At 61.7% G+C, this 12611-nt stretch carries 10 protein-coding genes and 2 pseudogenes; 7 read left to right on the forward strand and 5 right to left on the reverse strand.

The genetic code is table 11. From position 1 onward, the window contains the following. Nucleotides 1-142 precede the first annotated feature (142 nt). From TK06_RS08440 to TK06_RS08470, 7 genes are all read left to right on the forward strand, one after another. Nucleotides 143-1369: an MFS transporter gene (locus TK06_RS08440; protein ID WP_063321695.1), complete on the forward strand. Its 1227-nt coding sequence runs from the start codon at nucleotides 143-145 to the stop codon at nucleotides 1367-1369. A gap of 84 nt (nucleotides 1370-1453) precedes the next feature. Continuing rightward, the gene (locus TK06_RS08445; protein WP_063321696.1) at nucleotides 1454-1969 is read left to right on the forward strand and encodes a sigma-70 family RNA polymerase sigma factor; all 516 of its coding nucleotides are present in this window, start codon (nucleotides 1454-1456) and stop codon (nucleotides 1967-1969) included. Next, a complete protein-coding gene (locus tag TK06_RS08450) occupies nucleotides 1970-2947 on the forward strand; it encodes a FecR domain-containing protein (protein WP_063321697.1) in 978 nt (325 codons plus the stop codon). Between the two features lie 99 nt (nucleotides 2948-3046). Further along, entirely contained in the window at nucleotides 3047-5458 is a 2412-nt protein-coding gene (locus TK06_RS08455; protein ID WP_063321698.1) for a TonB-dependent receptor, read from the forward strand. Between the two features lie 64 nt (nucleotides 5459-5522). Continuing rightward, nucleotides 5523-6710 (forward strand): ABC transporter substrate-binding protein, encoded by a 1188-nt coding sequence (locus TK06_RS08460; RefSeq protein ID WP_063321699.1) that lies wholly within the window; start codon nucleotides 5523-5525, stop codon nucleotides 6708-6710. Next, on the forward strand, nucleotides 6707-7768 hold the full coding sequence (locus tag TK06_RS08465) for a FecCD family ABC transporter permease (RefSeq protein ID WP_063321700.1): 1062 nt from the start codon (nucleotides 6707-6709) through the stop codon (nucleotides 7766-7768). The genes TK06_RS08460 and TK06_RS08465 overlap by 4 nt, the downstream gene beginning before the upstream one ends. Beyond that, nucleotides 7762-8517 (forward strand): ABC transporter ATP-binding protein, encoded by a 756-nt coding sequence (locus TK06_RS08470; protein WP_063321701.1) that lies wholly within the window; start codon nucleotides 7762-7764, stop codon nucleotides 8515-8517. Before TK06_RS08465 ends, TK06_RS08470 begins: the two co-directional genes overlap by 7 nt. A 35-nt stretch (nucleotides 8518-8552) precedes the next feature. Here TK06_RS08470 and TK06_RS08475 read toward each other — a convergent pair whose 3' ends face one another. From TK06_RS08475 to TK06_RS08490, 5 genes and pseudogenes are all read right to left on the reverse strand, one after another. Beyond that, nucleotides 8553-9809 (reverse strand): MFS transporter, encoded by a 1257-nt coding sequence (locus TK06_RS08475; protein ID WP_063321702.1) that lies wholly within the window; start codon nucleotides 9807-9809, stop codon nucleotides 8553-8555. Nucleotides 9810-10074: 265 nt separating this feature from the next. After that, a pseudogene (locus tag TK06_RS08480) lies at nucleotides 10075-10545 on the reverse strand (OprD family outer membrane porin); the annotation flags it as partial. Nucleotides 10546-10584: 39 nt separating this feature from the next. Next, nucleotides 10585-11754: an IS4 family transposase gene (locus tag TK06_RS08485; protein WP_063321703.1), complete on the reverse strand. Its 1170-nt coding sequence runs from the start codon at nucleotides 11752-11754 to the stop codon at nucleotides 10585-10587. Nucleotides 11755-11975: 221 nt separating this feature from the next. Beyond that, a pseudogene (locus tag TK06_RS30690) lies at nucleotides 11976-12299 on the reverse strand (LysE family translocator); the annotation flags it as partial. 21 nt (nucleotides 12300-12320) lie between these two features. Beyond that, nucleotides 12321-12575, reverse strand: coding sequence for a YceK/YidQ family lipoprotein (locus TK06_RS08490; RefSeq protein WP_003200691.1), 255 nt, complete (start codon nucleotides 12573-12575; stop codon nucleotides 12321-12323). Nucleotides 12576-12611: the final 36 nt, after the last annotated feature.

Here is a 12611-nt window from a genome sequence, read left to right on the forward strand (position 1 = left end):
CAAAGCACTCACGCATACCGACGCTGCTGCGGTATCGACACCTTGCAACCTCTCGCGCAGCCGGGCATCTTGCCGACCCTGTCATCGCCAGCAGCACACGCTGCGCTACCCGCTTGCTGGCGTTTAACCACCGAGGCTGATCATGTCCCACACAGGTGTCGTCCAGGGTTCGAGCGTCAGAGTCCTGATTTATCTTCTGTTCGCGATCCAGCTCATCTCGATGGGCGCGATGGAAATGAGCGGGCCATTTTGGCCGGTTCACCTGCGCGGGCTGACGTCCTCGGCGTCGGTTTTCAGCGTCGCCAGCATTGCCGTGTATGTCGGGCCGATGCTGGGCATCATGCTGACCAGCACCTTTTGGGGCCGTATCGGTGATCGCTACGGCCATAAGTGGATGATGATCCGCGCCCTGGCAGGCTTGTCGCTGACCCAGCTCGGGCTGGCGCTGTGCAGCGATATCTGGATCATTCTGGTCCTGCGCTTCTTGCAGGGCGCCTTTGCCGGATACATCGCCCCGGCGCAGGCCTACGGCGTCAGTATCGAAGCCCCATCGCGGCGAGCGAGGCTGTTCGCGATTCTGCAAATATCCACCAATGTCGGCTCACTGCTCGGCGCAATAGTCGGGGGGCTGATCCTCGACTACGCCACGTTCTTCTGGATCAACCTCACCGCCTCGGTGTTGTGCGCAGTGTGCACGGTGGTGGCCGCCGTGGCCTTGCCGAATGTGCCGCCAGTGAAGAGGTCCTCGGCGAGCCAGGCCCCGGCAGCGAAGAGCCGTACCGACAGTATCTGGCAAGGATCGTCGTTGCTGTCGTTGTTATGCGTCATGGGCATTCTGCTGTTGGCGCGGATGCTGCCGCAAACGTCATTCTCCTTGTATGTGAGCGCGGTATTCGTCGTCAGTAACTCGCTCGTCGGCCTGTGCTACGGCTTGCTGGCGCTGGGTTTCATTCTGTCGGCCACGGCCTGGTCGCGCTATTTCGAGCACCATACCCAACAGCAAACCTTGCAGCGCATCCTCTACATCGTGCTCGGTTGTGTCGCCTTGACCGCCCTGGCGGGGATCACGCGCAACGTCATCGTATTTGTCATTGCCTACTTCATCTGGGGCGTGCTGCTGGGTGCCACCACGCCAGTGCTGATGGCCCTCATCTCGAAATCCGCCGACAGCTCACGACAAGGCCACGTGCTGGGCATTGCCCAGGGCACCACGCAATTCGCTTCGATCGCGGGCATTTCGATCGGTGGATTGCTCAGCCAGGTCTACGGGTTGCAATACACCTACCTGTTCGTTTGCCTGGCCTATGTGCTGGCGCTGATCCCCATCATTGCATTGCGTTATAGGCCCGCGGGCCTTGCGCGTGGCTGAAACAGGGTTGCTGAATGCCGCTTGCGTCGCGGGCAAGTTGTCCTTTAGCATTGGGAATACTTCTCAATTGCAAAAAACGCAGCCATGAGCGAAATCCTGCCCGCGAACAACGACCAGCATCTGCGCGTGATCGAAGATCTGTACGCCGGCCATCACAGCTGGCTGTACGCCACGCTGAAGAAGAAACTGGGCAATGCCATGGATGCGGCGGACCTGGCGCAAGACACCTTCACGCGCATTCTCGCCTCCCAAGTCACGGCCATTGACCAGCCCCGGGCCTACCTGAGCTGCGTGGCCAAGGGCATTCTCATCAACTGGTATCAGCGCAAGGCCCTGGAACGTGCCTACCTGGAGGCGCTCGCGCATCTGCCGGCCGAGGAAGTGCCGTCCCCTGAGTTGCGCTTTCTGGTGCTGGAAACCCTGCACGAAATCGACGCCATGCTCGACACCCTCCCGGCGCCGGTCAAACGGGCATTCCTGCTGTCGCAGATCGGCGGCCTGAAATACGACGACATCGCCCAACAGCTGAACGTCTCGCTGATCACGGTCAAGCGCTACATGAAGCAGGCATTCGTGCAGTGCTTGATGCTGGTGGAATGAATGCTCACCCGTCGCAGTGAGCCGCCGCTCGACCCCAAGGTCCTCGAAGAAGCCGCCGAATGGCTGATGCGCTTGAGCGAAAGCGACCTCAGTGACACCGAGCGCGCCGAATGGGAATGCTGGAGGGCCAGCAGCCCCGAGCGCGGTCGGGCCTGGTCTCGTGCGCAATTGCTGCAAAGCAAGCTCGGCGGCTTGCCACGAGCGTTAGCGATGTCGGCGCTGGATCGCCCAAGCAGCCCCGAACGACGCGCGGCCCTCGGCAAACTGGCGTTGCTGCTGGCAGCGGTGCCTGTCGGTTGGGGCAGTTGGAAACTGGCGCAATCGCAGCAATGGTCCGCCGACTACCGCACCGCCATCGGCGAGCGCCGCGAGTTGACCCTGGCCGACGGCTCTCACCTCACCCTCAATACCGGCACGGCCATCGACGTACTGTTCGACACCCGCCAGCGGCTCCTCCATGTGCGCGAAGGGGAAGTCCTGGTGCAGACCGCGCCGGATGCCTCACCCCAGGCCCGACCGTTCCTGGTCAGCACCCGCGAGGGCCGGATGCAGGCCCTGGGTACGCGGTTCATCGTGCGCCAACTGCCATCGCGCACCCATCTGGCGGTACTCGAAGGCGCGGTGCGGATTGAATTGACCGAGGCTCGCCAGGCCGCGCCGCTCATCGTCAACGCCGGACAGCGCACCGACTTCTCGTCCCAAGCCTTCGGCCCGTTGACCCCGACCGATCGCAACGCCAGCGCCTGGACCCAAGGCATGCTGATGGCCGACAGGATGCGCCTGGCGGATTTTGTCGTCGAATTGGCGCGCTATCGCCGGGGCTTCGTGCGGTGCGACCCGGCCATTGCCGAGCTGCGGGTGTCCGGCGCGTTTCCCATCAGCGATACCCAGCGCACGCTCAACATGCTGGTGCAAACCTACCCGGTCCTGTTCACCGGTCATTTGAGCGGTTACTGGGTGACGCTCTCCCCGGCCTGACCCCACAAAAATTATTTGCTGCTCGGGTGATACTTTTTTTGATCTCAACTGGCAAAGAAAGGAATAACCATTTCATCTCGTCCATAGGGTCATCCATCCATGCTCGTTGCGCGGCCCCTGCGTCCGGATCGTCCGTCCAAGCCCGTCATGCGCAGTGTGCTGTTGAGCCTTGCGTTGAGCACGTTCACCGGGCCGTTCGCCTTCGCCGCCGTGCCCGCACAACTGGAAGCCGTCGCCCCCCGCGCCTATGACATCGCCCCGGGGCCGCTCGGCCCTGCCCTGTCGAGCTTTGCGATAACCGCCGGCATTGCCTTGTCGTTCCAGCCTTCGATCACTGAGGGCCTGGTCAGCCCGGGACTTTCCGGCACTTATCCGGCAGCGCAAGCACTCACCCAGCTACTGGCCGACAGCGGCGTGGAGATGGTTGCCCGCGACGATGGCAGCTACACACTGGTGCTGCGCCGGGTGTCCCTGCCGCAGATCAGCGTCGACGCCACGGGCAGAAGCAGCACCGACCTGCCACCTACCGACGCCAACGGCCAGGTCGCCCGCGGCGCACGCCTCGGCCTGCTGGGCAACACCGATGTGATGGAGGCGCCATTCAGCATCAGCAGCTACACCTCGACGATGATCAGGGATCAACAGGCGACCACGGTGGGCGACTTGCTGGAACGCGACGCTTCGGTGCGCTCCACTGGCCAGGCGGGCGGCATCGTCGACTCGTTCTTCATCCGCGGTTTTCCGCTGGGGGAAGGCAACCTCGGTGAGTTGGCTTTCGACGGTGTGTATGGCGTGGCGTCCAATTACCGGGTGTTCACCGATTACGCCGAGCGCATCGAACTGGTCAAGGGCCCCGCCGCGCTGCTGTACGGCATGTCGCCCAACAGCGCCGTGGGCGGTGTGATCAACGTGGTCCCCAAGCGCGCCCTCGACGAGGACCTGACCCGCTTCACCAGCCGCTACGCCACGAACTCGCAACTGGGCGGCCACCTCGACGTCAGTCGGCGCTTTGGCGAGGAACGCCGGTTCGGGATCAGGCTCAACGGTAGCCTGCAGCAGGGTGACACGGCCATCGACAAGCAGTCCCGAGACGTCGGTACCGGCGCCATGTCCCTGGATTACCAAGGGGATCGCCTGCGCATGACCCTGGACCTGATCAGCCAGGATGAAAAATTCGACGCCGCCTCCCGCCCTTTCCTGATCGACTCTGGCGTGCAAATCCCCTCCGCCGCCAACGGCCGCACCAGTGTCAGCCAGGACTGGGGGCGCTCCCGGGCCCGGGACAAATCGGCGTTGCTGAGTGGCGAGTACGACCTCAGCGACCAACTGACCCTGTTTGCCCACGCTGGCGGTGGAAAATCCGAGGTCGAGCGCATGTCCGACCAGACCCCGACCATCATCAACGCCGCCGGCGACACGTCATCGGTTCCCGGTTATTACAAATTCAACGTCCAACGCTACACCGTCGATGCCGGCGCACGCCTGGGCTTCGACACCGGGCCGGTCAGCCACCGCGCGGTGCTGCAAGTCAGCCGTTATCGCGATAAATTGTCCCGGGGCATTGTTTCCGGCCCCGTTATCCTCTCGAACATCTATCACCCGGTCGATCGACCCAGGCCCAACATCGCCGAACCTCACACGCCAAAAATCTCCGAGAGCGAACTGTCGGGCGTCGCCCTGGCCGACACCTTGTCGGTGCTCGATGAGCGCCTGCAACTCACCCTCGGATTGCGCCGGCAAAACATCCAGTCGGACAACTACAACACCACCGTTGCCACCCCGTCCTACGACAAAAGCAAGACCACCCCACTGCTCGGTATCGTCGCCAAACCCTGGGACCATGTCGCGCTGTACTACAACTACATCGAAGGCCTGAGCAAGGGCGACATCGCACCGGCTGCCGCCACGAACGCCGACGAAGTTTTTTCACCCTACATTTCCCGCCAGCAGGAGATCGGGCTCAAGCTCGACTACGAGCGTTTCATGGCCACGCTGGCGCTGTTCCAGATCAAGAAACCCAGCGGCGAATTGTCGTCCAGGGTGTTTTCGGTCCAGGCCCAGCAACGCAACCGTGGCGTGGAACTGAACCTGTCCGGCGAGATTGCCAAGGGCACGCGCCTGCTCGGTGGCGTGACGCTACTCGACGGGGAACTGACCCGCACCAGCGTGGCCGCCAACCGTGGCAATACACCGGTGGGCGTGCCCAAGGTCCAGGCCAACCTCTGGGCCGAGTGGGACACCCCGGGCATCGACGGGCTGACACTGACCAGCGGCGCGATCTACACCGCCAGCCAGTACGTCGACCAGGCCAACACCCAGGAACTGGATGCCTGGACCCGCTTCGACGTCGGTGCCCGCTATGCCACGCGCATTGCCGAACGGCCCACGACATTTCGCGCCACGGTGCAGAACGTCTTTGACCGCGCCTATTGGTCGGGGGTCGCGTCCTATGGCGCGTTTTCCCAAGGCGCACCGCGCACGCTGTTGTTATCCGCCACCGTTGATTTCTGAAACCTGCGGGCCGGGGCGGCGACTTGCGCCATTGTCCGGTCCGGCTTTTGTAAAGGCCTGAACCATGGTTACCGTTTTTCGCCGCCCTCACACCCTTGCCGCCCTGCTGTTCGCCGGGCTGCTCGGTGTGTCGTTTCTTTCGCTGACGCCCCGCAGTGCCCTGGCCGCCGAGGCGGACCCTGCCCTGGGCAGCGTGACCGACCTGCTCGGGCGCCAGGTCAAGGTCCATCTCCCGGTCAGGCGGGTGATCCTCGGCGAAGGCCGCCAGTTGTACCTGGTGGCGGCACTGGACACGCAAAACCCCATCGAACGCATCGTCGGTTGGCGCAAGGACCTGATCCAGTCGGATCCGGATACCTACGGCGCCTACCTGCGCAAATTTCCCGAGATTGCCAAGATCCCGACCTTTGGCGGGTTCGAGGACGGCACCTTTGACATCGAACAGGCCATCTCCCAGCGTCCGGATGTGATCATCCTCAATATCGAAGCCCAGCACGCCACCGAGGATGCGCGCTACATCGAGAAGCTCGACGCCTTGGACATCCCGGTGGTCTACGTGGACTTTCGCAACAACCCGATGCAGAACACCGAGCCGACCATGCGCCTGTTCGGCCAACTGTTCGGCAAGCAAGCCCGTGCCGAAGCCTTCATCGATTTTCGCAACCAACAGATTCGACGGGTCACCGACGTCATTGAAGCGCGCCACCCTGCCCGGCCCAAGGTCTTCATCGAGCGCATCGGCGGCTACACCGATGATTGCTGCCTGAGCTTCGGCAACGAGAATTTCGGCCTGTTCGTCGAAATGGCCGGTGGCGACAACATCGCCAAAGGCATCATCCCCACCACGTTCGGCCAGTTGAATGCCGAACAAGTGGTGGTCGCCAACCCGGCACAGGTGGTGGTCACCAGTGCCAACTGGGAAGCCTTTGCACCCGGTGGCCATTGGGTCGGCGTCGGCCCCGGGGCGGATATGGCCCAAGCCAGGAAAAAACTGGCGTGGTACACCCGGCGACCGGCCTACGCCGGCATCAAGGCCCAGGACGACCAGGCGTTCCACGCCATTTGGCACCAGTTCTACAACAGCCCCTATCAGTTCGTGGCCATCCAGCAATTGGCCAAGTGGTTCCACCCGACGTTATTCGCCGACCTGGACCCGGACGCCTCGTTCCGTCAACTGCACGAGCAGTTCCTGCCAGTTCCTTATGAGCCGGGTTACGCCGTCAGCCTGGACCAGACCGAGGACAAACCATGACGTCGTTGAACGAAACCCTGGTGATGCAACGTGACACCTACCGGCGCCTGGTGCTGCGCAAGCGGCTGATCCTCGGCGGGCTCACGCTGTTGCTGATCTGCAGCGTCCTGCTCGACCTGGCCCTCGGGCCGGCACGCTACAGCCTCGACGAAGTGCTGGGCGCGCTGTTTTCACCGGACAGCGCATCGCCCCAGGTCCGCGTGGTGATGTGGGACATCCGCCTGCCCGTGGCGCTGATGGCCGTTGCGGTCGGCGCCGCGTTGTCACTGGCCGGCGCGCAGATGCAGACGATCCTCAACAACCCGCTGGCCAGCCCGTTCACCTTGGGCATTTCCGCCGCCGCCAGTTTCGGTGCGGCCATGGGGCTGGCGTTTGGCGTGGCCTTGTTCCCGTTGGCGGCGCAGTACATGGTGCCGGTGAACGCGTTCATCATGGCCATGCTGTCGGCGTTGCTGATCCACTTCCTGAGCCTGCGCCGCGGTGTCACCGCCGAGACCATCGTGCTGCTCGGCATCGCCCTGGTGTTCACCTTCAACGCGTTGCTGGCACTGGTGCAATTCTTCGCCACCGAACAAGCCGTGGCCGCCGTGGTGTTCTGGACGATGGGCAGCCTGACCAAAGCCACCTGGCCCAAGCTGGGGGTGATCTGCCTGGTGATCCTCGTCACTCTGCCGATTTTCGCCCGGCGCGCCTGGGCCTTGACCGCGCTGCGGCTGGGGGACGACAAGGCCGCGAGTTTCGGCATCAATGTGCGCAGCCTGCGCTTTCAGACGCTGATCATGGTCAGCCTGCTCGCCTCGTTCCCGGTGGCGTTTGTCGGCACGATCGGCTTCATCGGCCTGGTCGGCCCGCACATCGCGCGGATGCTGATCGGTGAAGACCAACGGTTCTTCCTGCCGGCGTCCTTGTTGACCGGCGCATTGATTCTGTCCGCCAGTTCGGTGATCAGCAAAACCCTGATCCCTGGGGCCATTTTCCCCATCGGCGTGGTCACGTCGCTGATCGGCGTGCCCTTCTTCATTTCCTTGATTCTCGGCGGGAAGAAAAACTCATGGTAACGATCCGGCTGGAGAACCTCGGAGCTCGCTATGGCCAGCGCACGGTCATTCACGGCGTGACCACGGCAGCTTTTGTCGGCGGCCAGGTGGTGGCGGTGGTCGGCCCCAACGCGGCGGGCAAATCCACCTTGTTCAAGCGCATGGCCGGGTTGATCGACGGCCCCGGACAGGTGGTCCTGGAGGGCTCGAAAAAAGGACCGCCGGGTATCAGCTACATGCCCCAGGGCTTGAACGCCAGCGCCCGGTTGACGGTGTACGAGTCGGTGCTGCTGGCGCGCAAGCAGCTCACGCCGGGCTGGGTCGTCCATGATGATGAACTGAAGCGGGTGGACGACATTCTCGCCGCGCTGGGCATCACTGAGTTGTCGTTCCGTAACCTCGGAGAGCTCAGCGGCGGACAGCAGCAACTGGTGTCGATCGCCCAGACCCTGGTGCGCGAACCGGAAATCCTGTTGATGGATGAACCGACCAGCGCCCTGGACATGCACCGGCAGGTCCAGGTGCTGGGCTTCATGCGTGCCCTGGCGCGCAAGCGCGAAGTCATTGTATTCATCGCCATCCACGACCTGAACCAAGCGCTGCGCTTTGCCGATCAGGTGCTGGTGGTTGCCGACGGCACCGCCCAGGGCAGCGGCCCGAGTGCTGAGGTAATTACCGAGTCGATGCTTCGCAAGGTCTACAAGGTCGAGGCGCGGATCGAACGATGCAGCCGCGGACAGCACCACATCCTGATCGACGATATCGTTTGAACGCACACCCGGGCCTTGCGCCAAAGGCCCGGGACCTAGGCGACCCCGCCGTCAGGCACTGCAAGGGTGTCGGCCTGGGTCACGCGGCTTGGCCTGAAGGTCTCAGGCATCGCCAGCAACAGGCCGAATGCCAGCGCGGCAATCGCCGCCAGGGTCAGGAATGCCGCGCTGTAGCCAGCCCCTTGCACCACAAAGCCGGCCAGGCTGTTACTCAACGCCGCGCCGAACCCGAACACCGTCGACAACACCCCGAGGCTGACGTTGAAACGCCCGGTGCCCTGGGTAAGGTCCTTGACCACCAAGGGAAACAACGCGCCAAACAGCCCGGCACCGATCCCATCGAGCAACTGCACCGCCACCAACCAATAGGGGTCATTCGAGAGCACGTACAACACACCTCGTATGGGCAGGATCAGGAAGCCGGCCAGCAACAACGGCTTGCGTCCCCAGACATCGGCCTTGACGCCGACCAGCCACGCCATGGGCACCATGACCAGTTGCGCCGCGACGATACAGGCCGACGTCAACGGCGTGGCCAGGTGCACATTGGCCTGGGCGAGCTTCTGGCTGACCAGCGGGAGCATCGCCGCGTTCGCCAGGTGGAACAGCCCGCAGCAAATGGCGAACAACAACAGCGTACGGTTATCCAGCAGGACCCGCAGCGTCGAGGGTTCAGGGCCGTGGACCAACTGCCCCGCCTCCAGGCCTCGGGCCACGTCATGGTCGATGGCCTCGGCGGACACGCAACTGACCGCGACGATGCTGGCCAATGCCATGGCGGCCATCAGGTAGAACACCGCGATGGGACCGAACAACCAGGCAAACCCACCCGCCAGCAGCGCGGCGCAGGCATTGCCCGCGTGATTGAACGTCTCGTTGCGCCCAGTGCGCCGCGTAAAGGCCCGGGCACCGGTAATGCCCAGAGAGATGGCCGCAATGGCCGGCGCGAAGACTGACGCTGCCACGGCGCCGATGGCCTGGGTCAACGCCACCAGGCCAAAGGACGAGGTGAACGGCAGCACCAGGCATCCCAGCGTCACTGCCAAGGCCGCCACAGCCACCACGGCACGCTTGCTGCGCACCCGGTCGATCAACGCACCTGCGGGCGCCTGGGCGACGAGCCCGGCCATCGCCGCCACTGTCATCACCACGCCAATGCTGGCCGGGTCCCAGCGATGCACCGCCAGCAGGTAGATCGCCAGGTAAGGACCCAACCCATCACGCACATCCGCGAGGAAGAAATTCAGGCCATCCAGGGAAAGGTTGTTACGTCGGTCTCGGTTGCGATCCATAGCGGCCTCGACGGGCATTGCCCCAAAGAAAATTGACGCAATGATGTCGCAAAGAATCGAACCGGGCCACCGTGATGAGCGCGGGGCCACTGAGAAAACCGTGGCGAGGGAGCTTGCTTCCGCTGGGTCGCGAAGCGCCCCCAAAACCTGCCGAACGCGTAACACAGACACACCGCACCCGCCGGTTCACGACTGCTGCGCAGCCGAGCGGGAGCAAGCTCCCTCGCCACAGGTCCATCGTTGTTTCTTAGGTGAACTGCATGACCTACCAAAGCGCGATGTCGTAGCTGAAGTAGATACGATTGCTGTCACGGCCACGGGAAAAGTCCGAGCGATAGACGTAGTTGCGCAACTTCACCCCCAGCCCCTTGAACGTACCCTGCTGCACCACGTAGGCGATCTCTGCGTCACGCTCCCACTCTTTGACCGTGGTGTTGGACTTGCCGTCGTTACCGCTCAGGTAACGGGTGGAAAATGTCAGTCCAGGCACACCGAGGCGAGCGAAGTCGTAGCCATAACCGAGCATCCAGGTCTTCTCGTCTTCCTCGATGAACTTGCCGATCCCGACGTTGCTGAAGGAGTACACCGTGGCGCCGCTGACATAAGGCAGGCCCGCCTCGCCGCTGAGGGTTTGATAGCCGGCGCTCAGGGTGTGGCCGACAACGGCGTAGGACAGCAGCCCGCTGAGCATGTCGTTGTCGATCTTGCCGCCGTAGGCCGAACCCGAATTGATCGCTCCCACGCAGGAGCGTCACTAGTGTCCGGTAAAATCTTTTCAGAGCTGAAGGTTACCTTGGGTAGCCTTCAGCTCTGTTCGCTTCTGCCTTCGGCCTTCAAGGCGTTCGATGCTCAATGGGCGTTCGAACAAGCTGTGGGTCAGCCTAATAGCAAAGTCTGAAATAGGCCCCGAACATCCTGAGCGGTGCTGATAAAGGTGCAGCAAAAGGTAGGTAATCAAGGCGCTGTAGATCTGCAGACGAACGGCATTTTCGGAGAAGCCGAAATATCGTTTTAACTTGAGGTTTTGCTTGATCCACTTGAAAAACAACTCGATCTGCCAACGTTGTTTGTACAGATCAGCGACCTCCTCAGATGAGCGAGAGAAGTCATTGGTAACCAGCACCAGTGGCGTTTCATGGTCGTCTCGACGAACCTGAATCCGGCGCACAGCCTGATCCTGATAGTGATTCGGACGTCGAGTGTTCAGGTATTTCTTACCGAACAGCACCGATTCGTCTGCCTCAATGAATTCCGGTGCATCGTCTTTTCTCAAGCTTTCTACCTGCTTCAGGTTGGCGTTTTTTTTCAGCCGTGTGACGAAGAAAGAGCCCAACTGATCGATCTGGTACCACCAGTTGTAGTCGCAGTAACCCTTATCGAAAACGTATGTCATACCCGCTTCAAGAGGCATGGTCAGAGCATCGCTCAGATCGTTGACGTTGGCGGCGGTGATGTTCACGTAAGTCGGGGCTGTTTGCCGTGGATCGATTGCCACATGCACCTTCAGGCCTTGAGTTATGCGGGTTTTCGTCGCGGTGGTCCATTCGTCAAAACCGGGTCCACGCAGGCTGATTGAGGTCGAATCGATCAAGGTGATCATCGCTTCGAGCGACTTGCGCTGTTTGCGACCAACACCTTGAAGCAGGTGCTCGCAGGCCAGGCGAAACGGTTCAGAGCTGCGCTTACTCAAGGCATCGCAAAGGGTTGAACGCACCATGTTCTTGGCGTTTAGGTGATAACGATGGGGTTCCAGCGACTGTGAAGCTGTCGCCAACGTGCGCAAGCTTTTAGCTTGGACAAGCTGACCGTAAATCAGCGTGATAAGTAGATCCCAGGAAGTGAACTGCTTAGCGTAACGATCAGCACCACAGCGTTTGACGGCTGCCTTGAAGAGCTGATGAGGAAGGGCCTGGAGCATTTGTGCAAATCGCGTGCTGCTGAACATAGGCGAAAATCGAGTCTGAAAAACCTGATTATTGCTTAAGACGCAGGCACAGCAAGGGGGAGCAAGCTCCCCCTTCAGTTTTTACCGGACACTAGTGACGCAGGAGCGTGGGAACGATCAACCGCTAGTGCGGTACAGTCACTTCGTCCAGCGCCAGGTCGGTCAGCGGAAGACCAACCTGGCGTATAACGACGAAGGCTTGCTCCAGCAACGGCTACTCGCTAAACCAGCTGGCGAACCCCCAGAGACAAGATCAAACCACCACACAGTCGATCAATTGCTTTTTTCCTACCTTGATAGGCACAAGCAATCCTGGGCTGCGAAAGCATAATTTCGACCATTCCATACCAAGCCATTGAAACCACCACGACAACTGCCAACATCGACAAAAACGTACCTGGCGAAACGTGGGCGGGAGCCGCGGCTGAAAAAACAGCGGCATAGAAAGCCATGGACTTGGGGTTGCCAATGTTGGTGACCACCCCCTGAATAAAGGACTGGCGGCAACTACCGGCGACGGCATCATTCAGCGGGCCAGGCGCATTCAACCGGTCGAGGCACTACTCCTACTCCTCGGCAGGCCTCATATGAAAAATCGTATAAGGCAGGATCAGCGTATCGGCCACGATGCTAAAAGGAAGGTCGACGACTGCAAACGGTGCCAGCGCGCGCGAATACACGTCGTTGTCATTCGTCGAGGCCTTGATGATCTCGATATCGGTCGCCGCACCGCAGTAAGGATGGCGGCCGCAGAGCTGTCCCATGCCAAAGGTTTCGTTGGCCGTCGCGCATCCGCCCAGCAGCGCCATCGTCAAAGCCATTACTACGATCCGCATGACGCGCCCCTCCCCAGGAAA

This window comes from Pseudomonas fluorescens, assembly GCF_001623525.1.
Lineage (GTDB): Bacteria > Pseudomonadota > Gammaproteobacteria > Pseudomonadales > Pseudomonadaceae > Aquipseudomonas > Aquipseudomonas fluorescens_Q.